General features: G+C 73.7%; 20 protein-coding genes and 1 pseudogene. 10 read left to right on the top strand and 11 right to left on the bottom strand.

Going from position 1 to position 24,982, the window contains the following annotated elements; all coding sequences use genetic code 11:
• Positions 1–7: 7 nt before the first annotated feature.
• Positions 8–1,084 carry a MerR family transcriptional regulator gene (locus ACIRPX_RS00865; RefSeq protein WP_404187488.1) on the top strand — a complete coding sequence of 359 codons (1,077 nt, stop codon included), beginning with the start codon at positions 8–10 and terminating at the stop codon, positions 1,082–1,084.
• A gap of 119 nt (positions 1,085–1,203) precedes the next feature.
• Here the strand turns inward: ACIRPX_RS00865 and ACIRPX_RS00860 are convergent, their stop codons facing one another.
• The 5 genes from ACIRPX_RS00860 to ACIRPX_RS00840 form a co-directional block, all read right to left on the bottom strand.
• A complete protein-coding gene (locus tag ACIRPX_RS00860; protein WP_404187110.1) occupies positions 1,204–1,782 on the bottom strand; it encodes a DUF4383 domain-containing protein in 579 nt (192 codons plus the stop codon).
• Positions 1,783–1,894: 112 nt separating this feature from the next.
• A complete protein-coding gene (locus ACIRPX_RS00855) occupies positions 1,895–2,794 on the bottom strand; it encodes an AfsA-related hotdog domain-containing protein (protein WP_404187109.1) in 900 nt (299 codons plus the stop codon).
• A gap of 130 nt (positions 2,795–2,924) precedes the next feature.
• The gene (locus ACIRPX_RS00850; protein WP_404187108.1) at positions 2,925–4,424 is read right to left on the bottom strand and encodes an MFS transporter; all 1,500 of its coding nucleotides are present in this window, start codon (positions 4,422–4,424) and stop codon (positions 2,925–2,927) included.
• Between the two features lie 44 nt (positions 4,425–4,468).
• Positions 4,469–4,882: a VOC family protein gene (locus tag ACIRPX_RS00845; protein ID WP_404187107.1), complete on the bottom strand. Its 414-nt coding sequence runs from the start codon at positions 4,880–4,882 to the stop codon at positions 4,469–4,471.
• Between the two features lie 5 nt (positions 4,883–4,887).
• Positions 4,888–5,658: an SDR family NAD(P)-dependent oxidoreductase gene (locus ACIRPX_RS00840; protein WP_404187106.1), complete on the bottom strand. Its 771-nt coding sequence runs from the start codon at positions 5,656–5,658 to the stop codon at positions 4,888–4,890.
• Positions 5,659–5,983: 325 nt separating this feature from the next.
• On the opposite strand from ACIRPX_RS00840, the gene ACIRPX_RS00835 reads away from it, so the two are divergent.
• The 3 genes from ACIRPX_RS00835 to ACIRPX_RS00825 all read left to right on the top strand — a co-directional run bounded on the left by ACIRPX_RS00835 (position 5,984) and on the right by ACIRPX_RS00825 (position 8,768).
• Positions 5,984–6,811, top strand: coding sequence for a class I SAM-dependent methyltransferase (locus tag ACIRPX_RS00835; RefSeq protein ID WP_404187105.1), 828 nt, complete (start codon positions 5,984–5,986; stop codon positions 6,809–6,811).
• Between the two features lie 277 nt (positions 6,812–7,088).
• Positions 7,089–8,231: a transcription termination factor Rho gene (gene rho, locus ACIRPX_RS00830; RefSeq protein WP_404187104.1), complete on the top strand. Its 1,143-nt coding sequence runs from the start codon at positions 7,089–7,091 to the stop codon at positions 8,229–8,231.
• Positions 8,232–8,333: 102 nt separating this feature from the next.
• Positions 8,334–8,768 carry a PaaI family thioesterase gene (locus ACIRPX_RS00825; RefSeq protein WP_404187103.1) on the top strand — a complete coding sequence of 145 codons (435 nt, stop codon included), beginning with the start codon at positions 8,334–8,336 and terminating at the stop codon, positions 8,766–8,768.
• A 302-nt stretch (positions 8,769–9,070) separates the two neighbouring features.
• Here the strand turns inward: ACIRPX_RS00825 and ACIRPX_RS00820 are convergent, their stop codons facing one another.
• On the bottom strand, positions 9,071–9,523 hold the full coding sequence (locus tag ACIRPX_RS00820; protein WP_404187102.1) for a CGNR zinc finger domain-containing protein: 453 nt from the start codon (positions 9,521–9,523) through the stop codon (positions 9,071–9,073).
• Between the two features lie 100 nt (positions 9,524–9,623).
• Between ACIRPX_RS00820 and ACIRPX_RS00815 the strand changes: the two genes are divergently transcribed.
• The 3 genes from ACIRPX_RS00815 to ACIRPX_RS00805 are packed head-to-tail and all read left to right on the top strand — an operon-like array spanning position 9,624 to position 13,361.
• Positions 9,624–11,540 (top strand): Na+/H+ antiporter NhaA, encoded by a 1,917-nt coding sequence (locus tag ACIRPX_RS00815; RefSeq protein WP_404187101.1) that lies wholly within the window; start codon positions 9,624–9,626, stop codon positions 11,538–11,540.
• 58 nt (positions 11,541–11,598) lie between these two features.
• The gene (locus tag ACIRPX_RS00810) at positions 11,599–12,471 is read left to right on the top strand and encodes an alpha/beta fold hydrolase (protein ID WP_404187100.1); all 873 of its coding nucleotides are present in this window, start codon (positions 11,599–11,601) and stop codon (positions 12,469–12,471) included.
• A 29-nt stretch (positions 12,472–12,500) separates the two neighbouring features.
• Positions 12,501–13,361, top strand: coding sequence for a DUF427 domain-containing protein (locus ACIRPX_RS00805; RefSeq protein WP_404187099.1), 861 nt, complete (start codon positions 12,501–12,503; stop codon positions 13,359–13,361).
• Positions 13,362–13,451: 90 nt separating this feature from the next.
• On the opposite strand, the gene ACIRPX_RS00800 is transcribed toward ACIRPX_RS00805, so the two are convergent.
• Positions 13,452–15,206, bottom strand: a complete 1,755-nt coding sequence (locus tag ACIRPX_RS00800) for an MOSC domain-containing protein (protein WP_404187098.1) — start codon at positions 15,204–15,206, stop codon at positions 13,452–13,454.
• Between the two features lie 226 nt (positions 15,207–15,432).
• A complete protein-coding gene (locus ACIRPX_RS00795; protein WP_404187097.1) occupies positions 15,433–16,299 on the bottom strand; it encodes an alpha/beta fold hydrolase in 867 nt (288 codons plus the stop codon).
• Between the two features lie 134 nt (positions 16,300–16,433).
• Between ACIRPX_RS00795 and ACIRPX_RS00790 the strand changes: the two genes are divergently transcribed.
• Both ACIRPX_RS00790 and ACIRPX_RS00785 read left to right on the top strand, forming a co-directional pair.
• The gene (locus tag ACIRPX_RS00790; protein WP_404187096.1) at positions 16,434–19,211 is read left to right on the top strand and encodes an AAA family ATPase; all 2,778 of its coding nucleotides are present in this window, start codon (positions 16,434–16,436) and stop codon (positions 19,209–19,211) included.
• Between the two features lie 137 nt (positions 19,212–19,348).
• Positions 19,349–20,179, top strand: a pseudogene (locus tag ACIRPX_RS00785) (D-alanyl-D-alanine carboxypeptidase family protein); the annotation flags it as partial.
• An 83-nt stretch (positions 20,180–20,262) separates the two neighbouring features.
• On the opposite strand, the gene ACIRPX_RS00780 reads toward ACIRPX_RS00785, so the two are convergent.
• Together ACIRPX_RS00780 and mptB are read right to left on the bottom strand one after the other, a co-directional pair.
• Complete coding sequence (locus tag ACIRPX_RS00780) at positions 20,263–21,633, bottom strand: glycosyltransferase 87 family protein (RefSeq protein ID WP_404187095.1); 1,371 nt, start codon at positions 21,631–21,633, stop codon at positions 20,263–20,265.
• The gene (mptB, locus tag ACIRPX_RS00775) at positions 21,630–23,024 is read right to left on the bottom strand and encodes a polyprenol phosphomannose-dependent alpha 1,6 mannosyltransferase MptB (protein ID WP_404187094.1); all 1,395 of its coding nucleotides are present in this window, start codon (positions 23,022–23,024) and stop codon (positions 21,630–21,632) included. The genes ACIRPX_RS00780 and mptB overlap by 4 nt, the downstream gene beginning before the upstream one ends.
• A 196-nt stretch (positions 23,025–23,220) precedes the next feature.
• On the opposite strand from mptB, the gene ACIRPX_RS00770 reads away from it, so the two are divergent.
• Entirely contained in the window at positions 23,221–23,985 is a 765-nt protein-coding gene (locus ACIRPX_RS00770; protein WP_404187487.1) for an alpha/beta fold hydrolase, read from the top strand.
• Between the two features lie 19 nt (positions 23,986–24,004).
• Here ACIRPX_RS00770 and ACIRPX_RS00765 read toward each other — a convergent pair whose 3' ends face one another.
• On the bottom strand, positions 24,005–24,943 hold the full coding sequence (locus ACIRPX_RS00765) for a glutaminase (RefSeq protein ID WP_404187093.1): 939 nt from the start codon (positions 24,941–24,943) through the stop codon (positions 24,005–24,007).
• Positions 24,944–24,982: the final 39 nt, after the last annotated feature.

Raw genomic sequence — 24,982 nt, 5'->3', positions numbered from 1 at the left:
ACGGGACATGCGGCAACGGGACGCGACCGGGACGGACACGGACGACTCCCCCGAGGCCGGGGTGACCACCGGCTTCCTCGCCCGGCGCGTGGGCGTGTCGCCCACGACGCTGCGTTCCTGGGACCGCCGATACGGACTGGGCCCGGCGACCCGGCCGAAGGGGCACCACCGCAGGTGGACGCCGGACGATGTCGCCATGGTCGTCGAGATGTGCCGGCTGACGGCTGCGGGCATTCCCCCCGCGGAAGCGGCGAGAGCGGCGAAGGCGATCGCCCTGCAGGCGGCGAAGGAACGATCCGACGGGCGGACGGCGCCGGGTGCACAGGAGGAACGGCCGCGGCCGCCGGCCGGTGCCGCCCACGCCGCGGCCACCGCCCCGCCCCGCGCGACGGCTTCACGCTCGGGCAGCGGCCTGCCGTTGGGCAACGTCCGGCAGGAATGCAAGGGGCTCGCGCGCGCCGCCGTGCGGCTGGACTCCGTCGCCGTCCAGGAACAGCTCACCGAGTCCCTGCGCGTCCACGGGCTGGTCGTCACGTGGGAGGAGATCCTCGGCCCGGCCCTGCAGGCCGTAGGGCGCAAATGGCAGGCGGCCGGCGATCGCTACGTAGAGGTGGAGCACCTCCTGTCGTGGCACGTCTCGGCGACGATCCGGCACATCTACGTGTCGGCCGCGCTGACCCGGAAGGCGTCGGACTCCTCCCCCGTCATCCTTGCGTGCCTGCCGGAGGAGCAGCACACCCTCGCGCTCGAAGCGCTCAACGCCGCTCTGGCCGAGCGGGGCGTGCCCACGCTGATGCTGGGCAGCTCCGTCCCGGCGGAGGCCCTGCTGGCCGCGGTGCAGCGCGTCGGCCCGAGCGCCGTGGTCCTGTGGTCGCAGTCGCGCGCCACGGCGAGCACACCGCTGGCGCACCACGTCGCCGAGACCCGCTGGGGCATCCGGGGCGCGCGCACCCAGAGCCGCGTCCTGCTCGGCGGCCCCGGCTGGCGGCGGACGCAGCACCCTGGGCTGCTGCGTCCGCACGGTCTGCACGAGGCCCTGCTGATGCTGGACCCGCCCGAAACCACAGCACCTCTGACGGTGTGAAGGACTGAAAGGCTCAGGGGCTCAGGGGCTCAGCGGCGCAAGGCCGCTCACGAGCTCGCGACTTCACGAGTGCACGAACTGAGGCCGCCAGGGCCGAGGCCACGAGGGCTGGGCGGGTGTCACCCCTTGCGCTGCACGTCGGTCGCGGTGAGCGCTCGCGCCGGGGCGGAGCCACCAGCGGCCGGAAGCTCCCCGTGCCGCGCCCGGCGCCGGGCCGCGAGGGACTCGCGGGCCGCCTCGCGCGCGTGCCGGCGACGCCAGTACGGATTGTCGTGCGACAGCTTGCTGGAGACACGCCCGTACATCCCGAAGGTCAGAATGATCAGCCCCATGACGAAGCTGAACATCACGTTGGTCATGCCGAAATCGAGGACGTTCGCACCGCGGTCGAGGATGAAGATGTGCACGAAGCCGCTCAGCAGGAACAGCACGCCGACGACCATGTTGAGCGTCGACGCGACGTTCCCGCCGACCACGGCGCCGGCGATGAGGGCCAGGCCCACGAGGACCGAGACCAGGCTCAGCACACCGTTGGTGGACATGCCGGCGATGCGCTGCCCGTCGGTGCCGAACGGGCTCAGCTCGTCGGCGAACCCGAGGACGCCGAAGACGAGCAGGGTGAGCCCGCAGAAGGCGGCACCGTAGCGGTAGACCGTGGCCAGCTTGTGGTCGACGGGGAGTTCGTCGCTCAGTTTCATGGCGGTTCCTTTCCCGGTCCGTGAACGCGTGGCCGCGTCCCACGGAGCGGCACTGTGCGTCAGCCGCTTACGGCACCCTTCGGGACAAACGCCTCATACGGTTGCACTCGTCTCAGCTCCGTAGGAGGCTCACGGCACCCGTCGCCGCCACGCAGCCCTCCGTGGTGACGACGAAGCGCGCTCCCCTGTGGTCCGCCGCCACGTCGACGGCCGCCCCCTGGTCCGGCACGGGTGACCGGAGTGCCGTCTGCAGACCCACCACCGCGCCGGCGGTCATGCCGGAGGACAGCAGTACGGCCTGGCGGCCCGCTTCGAGTACGGCCACGGCGGGCAGCAGGCTCGGCCGGCCCGGCAGCAGAACGGGATGTGCCGGGTCACGCGGGACGATCACCAGCCGGCCCTGCGGGGCACGGGCGAGGAGCACGTCCGAGTCGGCGACCGCACCCACCGCCGCGGCGGCGGGGTGCAGCAGCCCGGCACCCGGCGCGGCGGCCGGGGCTCCCGCCGGGCGCCGCGCCGGGGCCGCGAACGTCATCGTGCAGGTCGCGAACTGCTGCCCCGCGTGCAGAAACTCGGCCGTGACGCGGAAGGCGTCGAGCCCGCCGGGCCCCGGCACGAGGTCGCTCAGCGTCACGCGCACCGGGACATGGGTGGCGCTTCCGCTCTCCGCCGGCTGCGCGCCGGGGCGCAGCCCGAGGCTCACCGACATCGCCTCGCATGCCGTCCCCCGTCGGGTGGCGGGAAGGTGGCGGTGCCGCACGGCCGCGGCGAGCTGGCGGGTGGACTCGACGATGATGAGCGGGTGGTGGGCCACGGTGGGAGTGCGTTCGTTGAGCGGGTGCATCCGCGGCCACTGGCACTGCGCCTCGAAGGAGCGGTTCCCCCTCCGTCGCAGCCACACCACCAGCATCGATGCCATCGCTTCGAGCCCCAGGCTGCGCCAGGACAGCGGGCCGTCGGCGGCGGCAGGCTCCTGGGCCGAGGTCGGCTCGTCCACTGCGCTGCCGAGCATGAAGCCTCCTCCGGGTCGCAGAGGCCGTCGTCGAGCGCCCCTGTACACGCCGTTCGCGTCGGACCCCGCCCTTGGATGCACCGCAAAGGGGCCGGGGCGGCAGGCACCCCGGCCCCTTCCGGTCCATGACCTAGGCCGACGCCGGCTGCACGCTCGCCTCGCCCGCCCCCATCTCGGAGCGCGCGGTGTTCCTGCGGACCAGCAGCAGGGTGACCAGGGCGCCGAGCAGCGAGGCGCAGCCGCAGATCACCACGCCGACGGCCATGCCGTGGCCGAGGGCGGTCCGGGCAGCGGCCCGGGCGCCGTCGCTGCCGGCGTTGACCACGGCGAGGGGGCCCGCCGCCGCCTCCATGCCGGCGTCCGCGCCGCTGAGCTTGCCGACCAGGACCGAGGAGGCGGCGCTCATCGCGACCGTGCTGATCACGGCGGGGCCGAGGGCCTGGCCGAACTCGCGGACCAGGCTGGTGGCGCCGCTGGCCATGCCGGTCATGTTGATCGGTACGGCGTTGACGGCGGCGGAGGTCAGCGAGGACACGACGCAGATGAAGCCGACACCGAGCAGCAGTACCGGGCCGATGAAGGCGGCGAGGGAGGTCGTGGTGACGGGGAGGGCCGCGATCCAGAACTGGCCCGCGGCCATGGGCAGCAGACCGCCCATCAGCAGCAGGCGCGGCTCGACCTTCGTCAGCATCCGGCTCAGGACGGGGGCGAGCAGCAGCGGGATGAGCTGGAGGATCACGAACGGCAGTCCCGCCCTGAGGGCGCTGAGGTGCATCACGGCGCCGAGCCGGATGGAGACGCAGTAGGCGGTGCCGATGAAGCCGAACATGCCGGCCAGGGCGACGACGGCCGCCGCCGAGAAGGACGGGATCCGCAGCAGGTCCAGGTTGAACATCGGGGCCGCGGACCGCTTCTCCGCGAGGATGAAGCCGACCAGGGCGACGGCGGCGAGCGTCAGGGAGCCGACGATCGCCGGGCTGCTCCAGCCCCGCTCGCCGCCCTCGATGATGCCCCACAGCAGGGCGGTCAGGCCGACGGCGATGGTGATCTGGCCCGGCCAGTCCAGCGAGCGGCCCTCGGGTGCCTTGGAGTCGGTGACCAGGACCCAGCAGGTGACGCCGACGGCCAGGCCGAGCACGACGGGCGGCACGAACGCCCAGCGGAAGTCGGCGACCGTGGCGAGGACGCCGGAGGACAGCGGGCCCACGGCCGAGGCCAGGGAGATGCTCAGCGCCCAGATCGAGACGGCCTTCGCCCGGGCCTTCGACTCGGGTGTGGCGGCCGCGATCACCGCGAGGGAGCTGGGGAAGAGGGCGGCGGCACCGACACCCGCCAGGGCCTGGCCGATCCAGAGCATGGTGATGTTCTGGGACGTGGCGTTGAGCAGCTCTCCGACGGCGAGGACGAATCCGCCGAGCACCAGGAGGCGCTTACGGCCGAACATGTCGCCCACCACGCCGAAATTCAGCTCGAGAATGGCCGTGGGAAGAATGAAGGCGGACGTCACCCAGGCGACCTGGGAGCCGGAGGCGCCGAATGCGGCCTGAATGTTGCCATTGATCGGAGAAGGCACCGTGATGCACAACTGTGCCGCCGCGACCGCGAGACAGCACGCTATGAGTGTCCCCATGTCGAGTTTCTTCAAGGAAATCGAATCCGTCATCGCGCGTGCCCTCACTCTGCGTTCTTCTCTATGAGTTCGATGAGATTTCCCTCGGGGTCGCTGACCCAGGCCATGCGTATTCCGGGCTCGGGAGAGGGCCCGGGGTCCATGACCTCGCCCGCTCCGTGCGCCACCAGGGCCGCGTAGACGGGGTCGAGCTCGGGGGTGGTGACCGCGAAGTGTCCGTATCCCTCGGTGAGGACGGCGGTCGTCGGGTCCGGCGCCCGGAGGCCGGGCGAGGATCCGGGGCGGGCCAGCAGCTCGATGCGCCAGCCGTGCGGGTGGGCCAGGACGACACCGGTGAGACCGGGGCCTTCGAGGTGGAAGTCGAAGACGGGCTTCAGGCCGAAGACGTCCCGGTACCAGGTGGTCTGTGCCGTGAGATCGCGGACGTTGAGGCCCACGTGGTCGAGTCGTGCCCGCACGCCGCTCAGCCCGCCATCGCGCTGTCGCCGCCGTCGACCATGAGGTTGGCGCCGTTGACGAAGGCGGCCTCGTCGGAGCAGAGGAAGGCCGCGGCACGCGCGATGTCCTCCGGCTCGCCGACCCGTCCGACCGGGATGCGTGCCTCGAGCTGGGCCCGCGGGCCGTCCGGATCGTCGAGGAAGGGGGCGGTGGCGGCGGTGCGGGTCATCCCCGGGGCGATGGTGTTGACGCGGATGCGGTGCAGGGCGCCGGCCGCGCACAGGTGCTTGCTCATCGCCAGCACCCCGCCCTTGGCCGCGCCGTGCGGGACCATCGGCATGAACGGCGCGCCGCGCACGGCGGCCACGGACGCGACGTTCAGCACGGCCCCGCCGCCGCGGGCGATCAGGTGGGGCCAGGCCGCCCGCGTGCAGAAGTAGGGGATGTCCAGCTCGTTCTTGATCGTGAAGTACCAGTCGTCGGCCGGCATCGTCTCGAAGGGCCCGTTCCGCAGTGCGGAGGCGTTGTTGTAGAGGACGTCGATGCCGCCGAAGGCCGTGATGCCCGCGTCGATCCACTCCCGGGCGCCCGCCTCGGTGGACAGGTCGACCGGGGCGAGGGACCGCATCACTCCGCCGGCCTTCCCGACCATTTCCACGGTTTCGGCAGCACTGTCCTCGTCGATGTCACAGCCGAATACGGTGGCGCCCTCCGCCGCGAATACCTGTGCCGCGGCCCGGCCTATTCCAGCCCCCGTTCCACTGATGAATGCGATTTTCCCGGCCAGTCGCCCCATGATTGCCCAAGTCCCTTGTCCCATGCCCGCCGGAGTGCGGTGGTGGCAGCGTAGGGAGGGGGTTGGGCCGGAACAAGAAATCGGTCAATCGGGCGTTCGTATGGCTGGTATGGGGGCGCCGGCCGGCATCGGTGATCACCTGATCTCCTTCCCGCGCAGGCTGCGCCCGCCGGGCCTCCACCGCGTCCGCGCTCCTCCCTCAGGGCCCGCACCGGCCGGTGCGGGTCCAGGGCCCCGCGCTCGGCGCCGGAGCCGCGCCACGCCGGACGTCCGGGTTCCGCCGCTCTTCCCTCCACCGGGAGCGCGTTCACGGTTGGATGGCGTCATGACCACCGACGAGCACGCGCGGCTCATGCGGGCCAACCAGGCGAACTGGGACGCCCGGACCCCCGTCCACCTCGCCAGCAGGTTCTACGGGCTCGACCAGGACCTCGATCCGGCCCGCTGGTTCGCGCCCTTCGAGTGGGAGGACCTCGGGGACCCGGCCGGGCGTGACGTGCTGCACCTGCAGTGCCACCTCGGGACCGAGACCCTCGCCTTCGCCCGGCGCGGGGCGCGTGCCACCGGGCTGGACTTCTCGGCGGCGTCGGTGGCCGCCGCGCGGGACATCGCGGCACGGGCGGGCCTGGACGTCGACTATGTGCAGGCCAATGTGTACGACGCCGAACAAGCCCTGGAAGGGCGGCAGTTCGACGTCGTCTACACCGGCAAGGGCGCGCTGTGCTACCTGCCGGACCTGAACCACTGGGCGGCCGTGGTCGCCCGACTGCTGCGGAACGGCGGGCAGTTGTACGTCGTCGAGTTCCACCCCCTGCTCAACTCGCTGGGCCCGAAGCCCGGCCCCGGCGAGGGACCCGAGCTGCTGCTGCGCCACGACTACCTGGCCGGCGACGGCGCCGTGCACCGGGACGCCACGCACACCTACACCGACGGCCCGGCCGTCGAGGGCGCCACGGACAGTTACGAGTGGATGCACGGAATAAGCGAGGTCGTCAACGCGTTGACCGGGGCAGGACTGACCATCAGGACCTTGCGGGAGAGCGACGAGCTGCCCTGGCGCCGCTGGCCGCAGATGGTCCCGGCACCGTCCGGCTGGTGGCGGTTGCCGCGGCCGCGGATCCCGCTCCTGTACGGCCTGCTCGCCACCCGCTGACCGGTTTGACACCGGGGTCGCTGTGGTAGCGTCCCCTTAGCACCTGTGTACGCCCCCCATTTCGAGGGCGCCGGTGCCAGTTCCTCATCAGCTCGCCGCGTCGCCACCGTGGTCCCGGTCGGCACACCGGCTTTCCAGCACCGCCTCGTGACCGGCGCGCTGCCGTACCCGAGGTGCTGTTCCTGCCGCCGAAGGCGTGTTCCGACCGCCTTCCGTCCGCGGCGTCCCCCTCCCCGCGCATGTCCCGTGCACACCGTCCGCGAAAGGACCGACCACCATGACCACCACACTCGAACACCCCCCGGTCAAGCAGCAACCCCAGACCCAGGCCGTCACCGGTGTCCTCGACATCGACACGAACGGGAAGGGGCACCTGCGCGCCGAGAGCCTGCTGCCCTCGTCCTCCGACCCCTCCGTCTCCCCCGCGCTCATCCGCCGTCACGGCCTGCGCAAGGGCGACCTCGTCGAGGGCGTACGGGACGGCCGGCGCGCCCTGACCGAGGTCGTACGGATCGACGGGCGCACGCCCCAGGAGCTGCGCGGCCGCCGCGACTTCCGTGATCTGACACCGCTGCACCCGCGCGACCGGCTCCGCGTCGAACACCCGGCGGCCGGCCTGACCGGACGCGTCGTCGACCTGATCGCCCCCGTCGGCAAGGGCCAGCGGGGTCTGCTCGTGGCCCCGCCCAAGACCGGCAAGACCGTGCTGCTGCAGCAGATCGCCGCCGCCGTGGCCGGCAACCACCCCGAGTGCCGCCTGATGGTGGTGCTGCTCGACGAGCGGCCCGAGGAGGTCACCGACATGCGGCGCTCCGTGCGCGGCGAGGTGTACGCCTCCACCTTCGACCGGCCCGCCAAGCAGCACATCGCGCTCGCCGAACTCGTCATCGAGCGGGCCAAGCGGCTCGTGGAGGCCGGCGAGGACGTCGTCATCCTGCTCGACTCGCTGACCCGGCTGTGCCGGGCCCACAACAACGCGGCCGCCGCCGGTGGCCGCACCCTGTCCGGCGGCGTCGACGCGACCGCGCTGCTCGGCCCCAAGCGCTTCTTCGGCGCGGCCCGTCTGGCCGAGGAGGGCGGCTCGCTCACGATCCTCGCGACCGCGCTGGTGGAGACCGGTTCCCGCGCCGACGACTACTTCTTCGAGGAGCTGAAGAGCACCGGCAACATGGAGCTGCGCCTCAACCGCGAGACCGCCGCCCGCCGTGTCTTCCCGGCCGTCGACATCAACCCCTCCGGCACCCGCCGCGAGGAACTCCTGCTCTCCCCGGCCGAGTTGACGGCCGTGCGCGGGCTGCGCCGGGCCCTGCAGAACCGGGACGGCCAGGCCGGCCTGGAGACCCTGCTGGAGCGGCTGCGGGCCACCCCCGACAACGCGGCGTTCGTCCGCCGCATCCAGCCGACGCTGCCCGCCGGATGACCGGCCGAGCCACGCGTTTCCCCTGTGCCGTCGCACCGGTGATGAGACCCTTCGGGCCAGCGGAACTCAACGGCCGCGCTCCCGCCCCCGAAAGGCAGCATCATGCCTCCTTCCGACACGACGTCCCCCGGCCCGGCCGCGCTCCTGGCGGCCATGCCCTTCGCGGCCGGTCTCGGCATCGAACTCCATGAGGCCGCGCCCGACCGGGTCGTGGGCAGCCTGGCCTGGTCCCCCGAGGCCTGCACGGCCGGTGGTGTGCTGCACGGCGGCGCGCTGATGACGCTGGCCGATTCCGTGGGCGCCGTCTGCGCCTATCTCAACATCCCGCCCGGCGCCGGGACTTCGACGGTCGAGTCCAAGACCAACTTCCTGCGCGGAGTGACCTCCGGCCGGGTCCACGCCACGGCCCGCACGCTGCACGTCGGCTTCACCCTCGTCGTCGTACAGACCGACCTGCGGGACGACGACGGCCGGCTCGTGGGACAGACCACCCAGACCCAGATCGTGCTCGGCGCGAACGGCCCCGGCGGGAGCTGACGGCGCCCGGCCCCGCCGCCCCCTGCGCCGTACGAGGCTGCCGAGAGCGTCGGGCGGCCAGGGGCGGGTTGACGCCCATGGAGAGCCCGAACGCCGGGGCGTTGCCCGGCGCAGCGTGACCAGGTCGGCGAGGTACGGGAGCGCCGAGGAGGAGAGCACACCGGCCGCACGCCCGGGACGCGGCGCCGGACGCCGAGGCCGAGCAGGCTGGACGGCGCCCGGTGGCAGGCGTCGGCGCCGACGGCCCCCGGAAGGCGGCGACCGGGGACGACCACCGCGCCACCGTCCGCGCCGGCGCGGCATCACTCCGCGGCGGCCTCGCGCGCCCGCTCGAGGTGGCGCCGCGCCTTCATGCGGTTGCCGCACACGGCCATGGAGCACCAGCGGGCCTTGTTGGCCTTGCTGCGGTCGAGGAGGAACAGGCCGCACTCCGGGTTGGCGCACGGCCGCAGCCGCCCGGGGAGCGCCTGCTGCACCGCGCTCCACGTCAGTACGGCCTCGACCGCCTCCCGGCGCCCCGCGGGCGCCTCCACCTGCCACGACACCCCCGTGGGCGAGACGTCGGGGTGCGAGGTCACGCCGTCGAGCAGCGGCGCCAGTGACGCGGCGGGCCGGTCGCCGCGCACCACGGCCCGGAGCGCGTCGCGCGCCTGCGTCAGGCTGCGTGGCTCGTCCGCGGCACCACCGACCCCGTCGACCGCCGGCGTGCTGTTCAGGAGTGCCAGCAGGGCGTCCTGCCGTTCACGGTCGGCCATCGCCACACCTTCTAACCTGATTGACTTACTTGACAGGTTACATCAAGGCCCTCCATTCTAACCATGCAAATCTCTTTCACTGGTTAGAGAGGATCGCGCCGTGATCGCGCACCACGACTCCGAAGCCCCGCGGCCACGGCATCGCGAAACGCGGTGGGCCGCAGAGACCGGCGGCGCCGTCGCGCTCGTGGGAGCTCTGCTGGCCGCATTGATCTGGTCCAACGCGTTCCCCGCCACGTACGAGGAGACCTGGCGGACCCAGCTGAGTCTCGGACTGGGGGACGGCCGGCTGGGACTGGACCTGCGCACCTGGATCGACAGCGGGCTGATGAGCTTCTTCTTCCTGCTGGTCGGCCTGGAGGCGCGCAGGGAGCTCGACCTGGGTGAGCTGCGCGAGCGGCGCCGCCTCCTGCTGCCCGTGGGAGCCGGGGTGGTGGCCATGGCCGTACCGGTCGGGATCTACCTCACGGTCAACCACGCGGGTCCCGCGGCTCACGGCTGGGGCGTGGCCATGTCCACCGACAGCGCCCTCGCGCTGGGCGTGTTCAGCGTCATGGGCAGGTCGCTTCCGGCGCGCATCCGCGCCTTCCTGCTCACGCTGTTCGTCGTCGACGACCTGGTCGCCCTGCTGGTGATCGCCACGTTCTACAGCCGCCACGTCCGGCCCGTCCCGCTGGCCGTCGCCGCGGCGTCGTTCGCGGCCCTCGTCGCGCTCGGGAGGGCACGGATGCACCGGCGCGGCGCCCCGGCCGCCGTGCTGGGGGTCGTGATGTGGGCGGGCCTGATGGCCGGCGGCGTGGATCCGGTCGTCGCGGGGCTCGCGATCGGCCTGGTCACCTCCGCCTACCGGCCCGTGCGCGGCGACCTGGAGCGGGCCACCGGTCTGGTGCGGCTCTTCCGTGAGCAGCCGAGCGCGCGCCGCGCCCGCTCCGCCGTGGCGGGACTGGCGTCCACCCTGTCGGAGAACGCCCGGCTGCAGCACCGCTTCCGCCCCTGGACGACGTACGCGATCATCCCGTTGTTCGCCCTGGCCAACGCGGGCATCACGCTCGACTCCGGTCTGCTGCCGCGCGCCGTGACCGCCCCGGTGACCGTCGGCGTCTTCCTCGCCTACGTGATCGGCAAGCCCGTCGCGGTCATCGCCACCTCGTGGGCCGTCGGGCGCCTCAGCGGCGGCCGGCTGCGGCCACCCGTCGGCTGGGCCGCCATCGCGGGCAGCGGCGCCCTGGCCGGCATCGGCTTCACCGTGTCCCTGCTGATCGCGAACCTCGCCTTCACCGGACGCCCGCTGCAGGAGGCGAAGGTCGGCATCCTGGCGGCGGTCGTGGCGTCCAGCGCGCTCGGCTGGGCGGTGTACCGCCTCGCCGCGCTCCTGCCCCGCGCGGCCCGCCACCACGCCCTGCTCGGGGCGGCACCGCCCCTCATCGACCTGACCGGCCGCGTCGATCCGGAGCTCGACCATGTCCGCGGACCGCGGGACGCGCCGGTCACCGTCGTCGAGTACGGCGACTACGAGTGCCCGTACTGCCGCGAGGCCGACCCCGTCACCCGCGACCTGCTCCTTTCCCGACCCGACGTGCGCTACGTCTGGCGGCACCTGCCCCTGAGCGACATCCATCCGCACGCCCGCCTGGCCGCGGAGGCGGCGGAGGCGGCAGCGGCGCAGGGCGCCTTCTGGCCCATGCACTCCCTGCTCCTCGCACACCAGGACCGGCTGGAGATGAGCGACCTGCTCGCCTACGCCGCCGAACTCGGCCTGGACGTCGGCACGTTCCGCCGGGATCTGGACCGCCGGGCGCACACCGGCCGCGTCGAGCGCGACATCGCCTCGGCCGACCGCAGCGGCGCCTCCGGGACACCCACCTTCTTCCTCAACGGCCGGCGCCACCAGGGCGCTCACGACCTCGCCGCGCTCACGCGGGCCATCGACGCGACGCGCGAGGTGACCGAGCACGCCGGCGCCTCGCTGTCGCCCACACATCGCCATCTAACCGTTGAGCACGTATTGACAGGTTAGCCAGACCCTGCTCGACTGAACCTGTAACCATCCACAACACATTGAAGGGTTAGATGAGATGAACCTCCCCGCCGTCCACCACCGCACGGCCACCGTCAACGGTCCCGAGGTCTTCTACCGGGAGGCCGGCGACCCCACGGCACCTGCCCTCGTCCTCCTCCACGGCTTCCCGACCAGCTCGCACATGTTCCGCCACCTGATCCCGGCGCTGGCCGACCGCTACCACGTGATCGCCCCCGACCACATCGGCTTCGGCCAGTCCGCGATGCCCGCCCTGCAGGACTTCCCGTACACCTTCGACGCCCTCACCGAGGTCACCTCCGCTCTGCTCCAGCAGCTGGGCGTCGAGCGGTTCGCGATGTACGTGCAGGACTACGGCGCCCCCATCGGCTGGCGTCTGGCCCTCCAGGACCCGGAGAGCGTCACCGCGATCATCACCCAGAACGGCAACGCCTACGAGGAGGGCTTCGTCAAGCCCTTCTGGGACGCCGTCTTCGCCTACACCGGCAACCCGGGTCCGGAGACCGAGGCACCCATGCGCGGCGCCCTGACCCTGGAGAGCACCCGCTGGCAGTACCTGAACGGCGTGGCGGACCCCAGCCTGGTCAGCCCCGACAACTGGATCCACGACCAGGCGCTGCTGGACCGCCCTGGCAACGCCGAGATCCAGCTCAAGCTCTTCCGGGACTACCCCACCAACGTGGACCTCTACCCGCAGGTCCACCAGTACTTCCGCGACTCCCGGGTCCCGCTGCTCGCGGTCTGGGGAGCCGGCGACGAGATCTTCGGCCCCGACGGCGCCGAGGCATTCCGCCAGGACCTCCCCGACGCCGAGATCCACCTGCTCGAGTCCGGCCACTTCGCCCTGGAGAGCCACCTCCAGACCATCACCGGTCACATCCGCGACTTCCTCGCCCGCGTCCTCGCCTGAGGCGCGAGCTCTTACGAAAGGAACCCGTCATGGGTCTGTCCTGGCAGCAAGGACCGCTCGCCGCAGGCGCGATCGGCCACTTCCTCACCCCGGAGCCCCTTCCCGAGCGCCTCCTGTTCGCCGAGCCCCTGCGCCGCCGTATGCGGGTGAGGTTCGGCGGCGAATGGATCGCCGACAGCGAGGACGTCGTCCTGCTGCACGAACCGGGCCGCTATCCCGTCGCCTACTTCCCCCGCGCCGACGTCGACGCGCGGGCCCTCGTCCCGAGCGGCAAGGTCACCCGGCACAAGGACCTCGGCGACACCAGCTGGTTCGCGGTGAGCGCCGGCGGGCGCACCACCGAACGCGCCGCCTGGGAGTTCACCGCCCTGCCCGGCCACGCCACCGAACTCCAGGGGCGCATCGCGTTCGCCTGGCGCGCGATGGACGCCTTCTACGAGGAGGACGAGCGGCTCCTCGGGCACGCCGCCGACAACTACCACCGCATCGACATCCGCGGCGCCTCCCGCACCCTCGAGGTCCGCCGCGGCGACACCGTGATCGCCCGGTCCGAACACCCCGTCGTGCTCTACGAGTCCGGGTTCGCGCCCCGCTGGTACGTGCCGCGCGCCGACATCGACGCGAGCGCGCTGACCCCCGTCGAGGGGCAGACCTTCTGCCCGTACAAGGGCCTGTGCGACTACTACGACGTCGGGGAGGCGCGGCGCGCCGCGTGGTCGTACCGCGACGCCTACCGGGAGGTCGACCGGATCGGCGACCTGGTGTCCTTCGAACCGGACCAGGTCGAGGTCTTCCTCGACGGCAGGCGTCTTTACCTGGAGCCGGGCCAGAAGGTCGTCCCGCACGGCGTCGACCGCGGCCTGGACGCCGCCGAGGTCCACGCCCGCTGACGTGGGCCCCCGCACACGTCACGCCGGGGGGCCGCATCCGGCACGGGCCGCCGGCGGACGACCTCCAGCCCGCGGTCCATCGGGCCCACCTCACATGTCGAGAACGATGTCGCCGCCGGGCCGGGCGCAGCAGATGAGGACCTCGCCGTCGGGCGGCGGTTCCAGCGGGGCCGGCCGGTAGGCGACGGTCCCCGTCAGCAGCGGCGTGACGCAGGTGTGGCAGACGCCGGTACGGCAGCTCCAGCGGGCGGGCACGTCGCAGGCGTCGGCGAGTTCGAGCAGGCTGCCGCCGCCGTCGGGGTAGCGCGTGGAAACGCCGCTGCGGGCGAACGTCACCATGGGGCCGGTTCCGGGCGGTCCGGGCGGCTGGTGCGGCGGCACGGCGGCTCGCTCGGTGAGGCCGGGGTTGACGGCGGGCAGGGCTCCGAAGAGTTCGGTGTGGATGCGGCCGGCGTCGACACCGGCCGCGGAGAGGGCCGCCGTCATGTCCGCCATGAACGACTCCGGGCCGCAGACGTAGGCGGTCGCGTCGGCCGGCACGTCCAGCGCGATCAGCTCGTCCCTGGTCAGGCGCCCGGCGCCGGCGTGGGCGAGGCGGAGCTCCTGCGGGGTGGCCGCGCTGTAGAAGACGTGCTCGCGGGCGTGCGGCAGTGCGTCGAGGAGGGCGTGTGCCTCGGCGACCAGGGGGTGCTCCCGTGGGCTGCGCGCCCCGTGGACCCACCACACCTCGCGCTCGCTCCGGGCGGCGGCGAGCTCGTGCAGCATCGACAGCACAGGGGTGAGCCCGATGCCGGCCGAGACGAGGAGGACGGGCCCCGCCCCCTCGGTGAGGACGAAATCACCACGGGGCGCGGCGACTTCGAGCACCGCCCCCGCTCGCAGCTCGGTGCTGATGTAGCCGCTCGCGACACCGTGCGGCTCGCGCTTGACGCTGATGCGGTAGCTGCCGCCGTCGGGCGCGGCGGACAGCGAGTAGCTGCGCACCGGGGCGGATCCGTCGGTCACGGGAAGCCGTAGCGTCAGGTACTGGCCCGCGCGGGCGGGCGGGAGCCGGCTTCCGTCGGGCGCGGCCAGGCGGATCGAGGTGACCGACGCGTTCTCGGGGATCACGTCGGCCACGCGCAGCGCCCGGAATCCGTCCCAGGCGGGGCGGTCGGCGCGGACCGGGCCGGCGTCGCCGGTCCCCGCCTCTGCCTCCGCCTCGGCCTCGGCGAGCAGGTCGCGGAACGAGCCCTGCCAACCGGGGCTCAGTGCGGGGATGTTCAGGGCGAGGCGCAGCGTGGCCGGGTCGCGGCCGGGGAGGTAGAGCAGCGCGTCGGTGTCGGCCACGGTGAGCGCGCCGGGGCCGGTGGCGGTCTTGACGATCTCGTCGCCCGCCTCGATGTGCCCCTCGCGCAGGACCCGCAGGTAGAAACCGGGCCGGTGGTGGCCGACCAGGAGGGCGGGCAGCTCCGGTTCGCCGAGACGCAGGCCCACGCGGTAGCAGGTCACCCGGGGCTGGGTGACCTCGAACTCGGCCTCGCCGATGCGGTAGCGGTCGCCGATGCAGACCTCGTCGTCGGGCAGTCCGTCGACGGTGAGATTCTCCCCGAACTGGCCGAACTCGAAGTCGTCCCGGCCGAAGTGCCGCTCCCAGTGGCGGTAGGAGCCGATCTGGTAGACGAGCACCGCCCGCTGCTCGCCGCCGTGGCCCTGGGTGTCGCCCTGCCCGTCGCCGTCGATGTTGAGCCGCCGTACCATCGCGGGCCCGGACACGGGGTACTTCCACACGCCGGTGTGGACGGTCCGGCCCTGCCACGGCACATCCTTGGGCATCCCGACGTTCACCGACAGCAGGGACGGCATGGCTCGCTCCTTCCTCACGGTCCCGCGACGCCGCTCCTGATGGTGACGGACAGACGCGGGCACGGGTCATGGCTGCCTGCGGGGTGCGTCCGGTCGAGGCGTTCGAAGGCCACCAGGCCGCCGATCCCCTCGACCTCCCGGTAGGCGTTACGGTACGGCCACGCGGCACCCCGCGCCTCCCCGACGCCGTGGTCACCGCACAGGCCCTCGCGCGGGCGCCCGCGCGTCAGGCGAGGACGCGGCCGAGGAAGCCGCGGACGCAGTCGGCCGCGGCGTCGAGGTGGCTTTCGAGCAGGAAGTGGCCGCCGTCGAGCAGATAGATCTCCGCGCCGGGCGCGTCGTCGGCGAAGGCGAGCGCGCCGGCGGGGACGAAGATCTCGTCGTTGCGCCCCCACACGGCCAGCAGCGGCACCCGGCTGTCGCGGAGATAGGCGTGCAGTTTCGGATAGAGGGGGAGGTTGCCGGCGTAGTCGGCGAACAGCCTGAGCTGTACCAGGTCGTTGCCGGGCCGGGACAGCAGGGCGAAGTCGTGGTACCAGGTGTCGGGGCTGACCAGGCTCTGGTCCGCCACACCGTGCAGGTACTGCCAGCGGGTGACCTCCAGGGTCAGCGCCTGGCGCAGCGCGGCCTCGTTCCCGGGGCTGCGGTCCTGCCAGTAGGCGCGCACCGGCTTCCAGAACTCGCCGGCGAACCCCGCCTCGTACGCGTTGCCGTTCTGGCTGACGATCGCCGTGACCGAGGCCGGGTCCGCCAGGGCGAGACGCCAGCCGACGGGCGCTCCGTAGTCCTGGACGTACAGCGCGAACCGGGTGACCCCGAGCTGTTCCAGGAGCCGCGCGGTCAGGTCCGCCAGGGTGTCGAAGCCGTAGTCGAACTCGTCGGCGGGCGGGGCGTCGGACAGGCCGAAGCCCAGGTGGTCGGGGGCGATCACGTGGTAGCGGTCGGCCAGCAGCGGAATCAGGTTGCGGAACATGAACGAGCTCGTCGGGAAGCCGTGCAGCAGCACGACGTCCGGTGCGCCGGGCGGCCCCGCCTCCCGGTAGAACAGGCGTTGTCCGCGGACGGTGGCGTAGCGGTGATGGATTGTCGTCATGTCGACTCCGTTCACGGCCCGTTGGAGGGCCGTCGCTCGCGTTGCACCGGCCATGCTCCGGCCGCGCGGACGGCCCGCGCATCCGCCACCGGCCTGCCGTCGCAGCCGGTGTGCCGGACGGGTAGCGTGGAGCCGTGCATGTGCCCGGGGATCTTCCTGCGTGGAGGCGCGCGGCGGAGCTGACGGGACGCCGGGTCGAGTGCGGGACGCTGGACCGGCTGGTCGGGGCGGTTCGCGCCGGTGAGAGCCGGGCCCTGTCGCTGCGCGGCGAAGCGGGCGTGGGCAAGACGGCGCTGCTGGAGTACCTGGCCGTGCAGGCGCTGGGCTGCCGCGTCGCACGGGCGACGGGTGTGCAGTCGGAGATGGAGCTCGCGTACGCCGGACTGCACCAGCTCTGCACACCCCTGCCGGCTCCGCTCGACCGCCTCCCGGCGCCCCAGCGCGACGCGCTGCGGACCGCGTTCGGCCTGCGCGAGGGACCGGCGCCGGACCTGTTCCTGGTCGGTCTGGCCGTCCTCGGCCTGCTGTCCGAGGCCGCGGCGGAGCAGCCGCTCATCTGCCTGGTCGACGACCGGCAGTGGCTCGACCGCGCCTCGGCGCAGGTCCTCGCGTTCGTCGCCCGGCGGCTGGGCGCGGAGTCGATCGGCCTGGTCTTCGCGGCCCGTACCGCGCACGGAGACCTCGCGGGCGTGCCGCAGCTGGTGGTCGAAGGGCTGCGGGAGCCCGACGCGCGCGCACTGCTGGACGCCGTGCTCGGCGGGCCCATCGACGCTCGGGTGCGGGACCAGATCGTCCTGGAGGCGCGGGGCAATCCGCTGGCACTGCTGGAGCTCACGCGGGGCCGGGCACCCGCCGAGCTGGCCGGCGGGTTCGGCCTGCCGGGCGCCGCAGGGGTCTCGGGCGACATGGAGGAGAACTTCCGGCGCCGGGTCGACGCCCTCCCGCGGGAGTCGAGGAGGCTGCTGCTGGTCGCGGCGGCCGATCCGTCCGGTGACCCGTCGCTGGTGCGGCGGGCCGCCGGACGGCTCGGGGTCGGCGGCGAGGCCGCGCTCGCCGTGGCCGAGGCGGGGCTCGCCGAGTTCGGCGCCCGGGTGCGGTTCCGGCATCCGCTGGCCCGGTCGGCGGCCTACCGGTCGGCGGCCGCCCGGGACCGGCAGGAAGCGCACCGGGCCCTGGCCGAGGCCACCGACCCGGCGCTCGATCCGGACCGGCGGGCCTGGCATCGTGCCCGGGCCGCCGCCGGGCCGGACGAGGACGTCGCCGCCGAGCTGGAGCAGTCGGCGGGCCGGGCACGGGCCCGTGGCGGCATCGCCGCGTCGGCCGCCTTCCTCGAACAGGCGGCGCTGCTCACCGTCGACCCGGCGCGGCGGGCCGGGCGGGCGCTGGCGGCCGCGCAGGCCGCGCTCCACGCGGGTCACTTCGACGGGGCGCGGGACCTGCTGGGCATGGCGGAGTCCGGACCTCTGACCGATGTGCGACGGGCGGGCCTCGACACGCTGCGCGCCCAGCTCGCGTTCAGCACCGACCGCGGCGGTGAGGTACCGACGCTGCTGCTGAAGGCGGCCGCGCAGTACGAGCCCGTCGACGCCGGCCTGTCCCGCGCGGCCTACCTGGACGCGGTCTCCGCCGCGATCTTCGCCGGACGCCTGGCGGGCCCCGGGGGCCATGTGCGGGAGGTGGCCCGCGCGGCGGTCTCCGCGCCGCCGCCGGCGCACGCCCCACGCGCGCCCGATCTCCTGCTCGACGGCACGGCTGCCGGACTGCATCAGGGGTACGCGGCGGGAGTCCCGGTCCTGCGCCGGGCCCTGGCCGCCTTCGGGGACGGGATGTCCGTCGAGGAGGAACTGCGCTGGATGTGGCTGGCGAACACCACCGCCATCCGGATCTGGGACGGGGAGCAGTGGGAGACGCTCTCGGCCCGCTATCTGCGTCTCGCCCGGGACGCCGGCGTGCTGGACGTGCTCCCGCTGGCCCTGACCTCCCGCGCCCATGTCCTGCTGTTCGCCGGCGACCTGACCTCGGCCGCGTCGCTGATCGAGGAGGTGCAGGCGGTCAAGGAGGCCACCGGGATCGGACTCGCGTCCTACGGCGCCATGGCCCTGGCCGCGCTGCGCGGCGACGAGAGCGTGGCGTCCGCGGTGATCGGCGCGACCCTGGAGGACGCGGCCGCGCGCGGGGAGGGCATCGGGGTCGTCTTCGCCGAGGGCGCGAGCGCCGTCCTCGCCAACGGCCTCGGCCGCTACGACGAGGCCATGGCCGCGGGCGAGCGGGCGAACGCGTACGACGCCGATCCGGCCGCGTTGTGCTGGACCCTGGCCGAGCTGGCCGAGGCCGCCGTGCGCTGCGGTGCGGCCGGCACGGCCGCCGCGGCCTGCGGGCGCCTCACCGAGATGGCCGCGGCCGCGGGCACCGACTGGGTGCTCGGGGTCGAGGCACGCACGCGCGCGTTGCTGAGCGAGGGCGAGGCGGCCGAACGGCTGTACCGCGAGGCGATCGACCGCCTCGGCAGGACGCGGATGCGCGTCGAACTCGCCCGGGCCCACCTGCTGCACGGGGAGTGGCTGCGCCGGGACCGGCGCCCCGGCGCGGCGCGTGAGCAACTGCGTACGGCGCACGGCATGTTCGAGGAGATGGGCGCGGCGGCGTTCGCCGACCGTGCCGCCCGGGAACTGCGGGCGGCCGGCGGGACGGCCCGTCGGCGCACCGCCCCGGCCGGGGACGTGGAGCTCACCGCCCAGGAGGCGCAGATCGCCCGCCTCGCGCGTGACGGTCTGTCGAATCCCGAGATCGGCACCCGCCTGTTCATCAGCGCCCGCACGGTCCAATACCACCTGCGCAAGGTCTTCACCAAGCTCGGCATCACCTCGCGCGGCCAGCTGGACCGCGTGCTGCCCGGCGGCCCGGCCGCCTGACGCCCGTTCCGCCGCCTGACGCCCGTTCCGCCATCGGGCGCGCCGGCCCGCTGCGGACTGCGGCATCCGGGTGCTGGTGCCGCTCCCCCGGCCCGGTCATCGCCGCGGGACGACCAGGCAATTCCTACGTTGATCATATGATCACCGATTTCCCCTCCCGGGCGGCCGTCACCACCTGCGCGTTCTGCGCCGCGGCGGTCATGTCTCTCTCGCCCGCCGCGGTCGCGGCCGGGGCCGAGCCCACGCCGCCCGCGCCGCTGCGGGCGGCCGTGCCGCAGTCCTCGTACCTGTATCGCGAGGGCACCCAGGTCAGGCCGCATCGCGCGGCGCCGGGGCTGCCCGACGTCTCCGCGCTGTCCTGGCTGGTGGCCGACGCCCGCACCGGCGAGGTGCTGGCCGCCCACGACGCGCACCGCCGGCTGCCGCCCGCCAGCACCCTCAAGACCCTGTTCGCCCTGACCGTGCTGCCGACGCTGCCGGCAGACCTCCGGCACACCGTGAGCGAGCAGGAGATGTCGGACATCGGGCCGGGCAGCAGCAGGGTCGGGGTCGCCGAGGGGAACACCTACCGGGTCTCCGACCTGTGGCGCGGGGTCTTCCTCAACTCCGGCAACGACGCCGTGGACGTACTGGCCTCGATGAACGGCGGCTGGCACCGGACCGCCGAGCAGATGCAGGCCAAGGCCCGCACCCTGGGCGCCCTCGACACCCAGGTGCGCTCGCCCGACGGGTACGACATGCCGGGCCAGGTCTCGTCGGCGTACGACCTGGCGGTGTTCGGCCGGGAGGGGCTGCGCAACGCGGACTTCGCGCGGTACTGCGGCACGGCCGAGGCGATGTTCCCGGGCGGGGCCGGCTGGTCGTACGGCATCCAGAACACCAACCGGCTGCTGACGGGTGCGAACGGTGTGCGGCCCTACCCGGGGCTGATCGGCGTCAAGAACGGCTACACCAGCAACGCCGGCAACACGCTCGTCGCCGCCGCCCGACGGGACGGGCGCACCCTCGTGGTCACCGTCATGAACCCCCAGGAGGGCGGCGGGTTCGCCGTCTACGAGGAGGCCCGCCGGCTGCTCGACTGGGGGTTCGAGTCCGCCGGGCGGGTCGAACCGGTGGGCACGCTGGACGCGCTGCGGTCCAGGCCGCGGCCGGGGCCGCACGCCACGCCCGTGGCGGCGCCGGGCCCCACGCCCGTGGCCGTCGCCCCGGACGGCGGGCCGGGGTGGCCGGCCGTGGGCATCGTCTCGGGTGCCGCCCTGCTCGGCGCGGGGGCCGTGGCGCTGCTGCTGCGCCGCAAGAGCAGGCCGTCCGGGCGGGGTTGACCGGCCGGCAGCCACAGCAGCAGACCCAGGGTGATCCAGGTGTAGGTGTTGCTGCCGAGGAAGCCGTCGACGCCGGACGCGTCGCGGAACCACAGCCACACCACGCTGGTGCACAGCACGGCGTACAGGGCGCCCGCCACGCGCGGGTGCCCGGCACGCACCAGCACGGCGAACGCCGGCAGCAGCCACACCAGGTGGTGCACCCAGGTGATGGGGCTGACCAGACACGCCGTCACGCCGGTCAGGGCGAAGCCGGCCGCCCAGTCGTCCGCGGCGAGGGCGCGGCGGGTGCGCCACGCCCAGACGCCGAGGACCACCAGGACCGCGGCGGTCCAGGCCGTGCGGCCGGTGTCCCCGAGCCGGGCCAGGATGCCCTGGAGCGACTGGTTGGAGACGTAGTCGAGGCGGCCCACCCGGCTCGTGTCCCACAGGGCCCGGGTCCAGTAGAAACGGGAGGCGTCCGGGGCCACCAGGGCGGCGCAGCCGGTCGCCGCGGCGGCGACCGCGCCCGCGACGGCGGCGGCCCGCCGGCGCCGGGCGAGCAGCAGCAGTCCGATGAAGACCGCGGGCGTGAGCTTGATCGCCGCCGCCAGGCCGATCCCGACGCCCGCCCGGTGCTCCCGGCCGGAGGACAGCAGCCGCGCGTCGGCGAGGACCAGCGCCAGCAGCAGCAGGTTGACCTGCCCGAAGCTGAAGGTGTCGCGCAGCGGTTCGAACAGGGCGAGCAGACAGGCGCCCAGGGCGCAGCCGAACCAGCCGTGGCGGCGCCATGCCCCGTCGGTGAGGAGGTGCACGATCAGCGCCAGGGCCGCGAGGTTGAGCAGCACGGAGACCACGATCGCGGCGCGCAGGCCGACGAGGGTCATCGGCAGCATGCTGACGGCCGCGAACGGCGGATAGGTGAAGCCGTACGCCGTCCCCGGCACCCGGTAGTCGTAGAGCCGGCCGCCGTGGTGGATCCAGGTGTTGACCGCGCCGTAGTAGACGCGGAGGTCGAACCAGTCGCGCAGCAGCGGGACCGTCGCGGTGAAGGCGGTGACGGCCGCGGCGAGGGCGAGCACCAGGAGCAGCCGGCCGCGGTCGGTGCGGGGCGGGTTCATGCCGTCCTTTCCAGAGCGGGCACCTGCGCCGCCTGATGGGCCTGCCACAGGACGGCGACGGCGAGCGAGCCGCCGGAGACCGCCAGCATCAGCTGCCCGCCGTCGACCGGTCCGCCGCTGGGCAGGGTGGCAAGGGCGAGCACTCCCGTGACGGCCGCAACCCGCTGCCGTACCGGCGTGGTGGGTGCCGCGGCGGCGATGAGGAACAGGCCCCACAGGGCGTACCAGGGGCGGATCGCCGGGCCGAACGCGGCCACCGCGGCGAGGCTGAGCCCGAGCGCGTAGACCGGCCGGGGGCGCAGCCGCCACCATATGGCGGCCACGACGACGGCGGTGATCGCGAGGCCGAACAGGTGCCAGGCGGGAAGGGCCAGGGGCGCCAGGCCGCTGCCGAAGCGCGCCAGCACCGCGCCGGTGGCGCGGCCGAGAAGGCTGGAGAGCGCCCAGTTCTGCGGGGAGACGGGGGTGCCGAGGGCGCCGATCCAGCCGTATCCCGTGCCGGCCACGGCCGTCGCGGCGGCCGTGGTGGCCGCGGTCGCGAGCACGGTCGTGCACAGGGCCCTGACCGGGTGCCGCCCGGCCCGCGCCTGGAGGACGACGACGGCGGCGAGTCCGAGCGCGGCGGGCGCCTTCACCAGCGCGGCCAGCGTGACGAGGACGGCGCCCAGGACGGGCCACCGGCCGAGCGCCGCGACCAGCCCGACGCCGAGCAGGCCGAGCATGATGGCGTCGTTGTGGGCGCCCGCCACCAGGTGGAGCAGCACCAGCGGATGGAGGGCGCCGAGCCAGAGCGCGGCGGCCGGGTCGGCGCCGCTGTGCCGGGCCAGGCGCGGCAGCGCGGCGGCCATCAGCGCCACCCCGAGCAGGGCCACCACCCGCATCCCGAAGAGGCCGGCCGGGATCTCGCCGCGGGTCAGCCCGGACAGCCCGGAGGCGACCGCGAGGAAGACCGGGCCGTACGGGGCGCCGGTGTGCTGCCACAGCGGCGCCACCTCGTCGGCGAGCGGGCCGCCGAGCTGGGCGGGCCCGTGGGCGTAGACGTCCATGTGGGCGTCGACCATGGCGCCCTGGGCGAGGTAGCTGTAGACGTCGCGGCTGAACAGCGGCGGGGCGAGCAGCAGTGGGGCGGCCCAGACGGCGAGCACGAGCAGCAGGTCGCGCGGGGCGGGCGGCTCGGCACCGCGCACCAGGCGGCCGAGCAGCAGCCAGGCCGCTATCAGCAGCACCAGGCCGAAGTAGGCGCCGACCAGGCCCAGCGCGGCGTGGACGTCGGCCGGCGCCAGGAGATCCCGTACGGGCAGGGCGCCGGCCGTCTCACCGCCCAGGGCGAGGAAGACGCTGCCGGCCAGGCCCAGCACCTGGCAGCGGCGGAGATCGAGGGGAAAGGCCATGGCCGACACCCGGCAAGCGTGTCAACGCCTGGTGGCGGGAACCTGACGCGCCGCCTGCCGGGCGGGGGCCTGCGTGTGACCGGCGCGTGTTCCCGTCCGCGCGGCGATGACTTTCCCGGGACCGGCCGGTCTCCCCTGCGTACGGACCCTGTTTCCCGCCTCGCGGCCCCACCCCCACGGAACGGACGTGACGACCATGCCGAGCAGCTCCGCCTACGCCGAGGTCGACGGCCTGGAGATGTACTACGAGACCCATGGCACCGACGACACGGGGCAGCGCCCGCTCGTCCTGCTGCACGGAGGGGTGCACACCGTCGGCCTGTCCTTCGCGGCGGTGCTGCCCACGCTCGCCGACGGCCGTCGTGTCGTGGCGCCCGAACTGCAGGGACACGGGCACACGGCCGACACCGAGCGCGAGATGTCGGTGGCGAACCTCGCCTCCGACGTCGTCGGGCTGCTCGACAAACTCGGCATCCGGCAGGCCGACTTCGTCGGCTTCAGCCTCGGCGGGCTGACCGCGCTGGAGATCGCGGTACGGCATCCCGAACGGGTCGGCCGGCTGGTGCTCGCCGCCACGCAGTACCGGCAGGACGGCTACCACGACGAGGTCCGCACCCCGGGCTTCAGCTCCCCGCGGCTGCCCAGCCGGGCGGACTTCCAGGAGATGGCCGAGGCCTACGCGGCCGTCGCGCCGCATCCCGAGCACTTCCAGGACTTCCTCGGCAAGGTCACCGGCGCCGCCCATGCCCCGCTGCAGTGGACCGACGACGACCTGCGCGGGCTGACCGCGCCCACGCTCCTGGTCGTCGGCGACACCGACTTCGTCCGGGTCGAGCACGCGGCGCGGATGCGGGAGCTGATCCCCGACGCGCGGCTGGCGGTCGTCCCGGCCACCACGCATGTGGCGCTGATGCGGCGCACCTCGGTGCTGCTGCCGCTGCTGACGGAGTTCCTGGAGTGAAATGTCCTGCCCCGCCGGGTCAGAACACCGACAGACCGGTCAGGGTCGTGAAGCGGTCGAGGGCCGCGACCCCGGCCACCGAGTTGCCGCGCTCGTCGAGCCCCGGACTCCACACGCACAGTGTGCAGTGCCCGGGCACGACCGCGATGATGCCGCCGCCGACACCGCTCTTGCCGGGCAGCCCTACCCGGTAGGCGAAGTCACCGGCCGCGTCGTACGTCCCGCAGGTCAGCATCACGGCGTTGACCTGCTTGGCCTGGCTCTGGCTGAGCAGGCGGGTGCCGTCGGCGCGTACGCCGTGGCGGGCCAGGAAGCCGGTGGCCAGGGCCAGGTCGGCGCAGGACGCCGTGACGGAGCACTGGCGGAAGTACTGCTCCAGCAGCACCGGCACCGGGTTGTCGATGTTGCCGTACGACGCCATGAAGTGGGCGAGGGCGGCGTTGCGGTCGCCGTGTGCTGCCTCGGAGGCGGCGACGTCGAGGTCGAAGTCCAGGTCCGGGTTGCCGCTCTCGGCACGCAGGAAGCCGAGCAGCTCGCCCGAGGCGTCTCCGGTGCGGGTCTGCAGGCGGTCGGTGACGACGAGCGCGCCCGCGTTGATGAACGGGTTGCGCGGGATGCCGTTCTCGTACTCCAGCTGGATCAGGGAGTTGAAGGGGTTGCCGGAGGGCTCGCGGCCCACGTGCTCCCACAGCTGGTCGCCCTCGCGGGCCAGGTCCAGGGCGAGGGTGAAGACCTTGGTGATGGACTGCGTCGAGAACGGCTCGCGCCAGTCCCCGACGCCGTACACCGTGCCGTCCGGCTCCGCGACGGCCATGCCGAAGCTGCGCGGGTCGCAGGCCGCGAGCGCCGGGATGTAGCCGGCGGGCCGGCCGCGCCCGGGCGTCCGCCCGATCTCCTCGGCGATGCGCGCCAGGACCGGTTCGAAGCTGGGGGCCGCCGTCGTCGTCATGATCACCATTGTGCCGCCGCCCCGGTCCCGTCGCGTAGTCCCGGTACG

The organism is Streptomyces sp. NPDC101225 (genome assembly GCF_044767585.1).
GTDB lineage: Bacteria > Actinomycetota > Actinomycetes > Streptomycetales > Streptomycetaceae > Streptomyces.
This window is presented reverse-complemented; position numbering and strand designations above follow the sequence as displayed.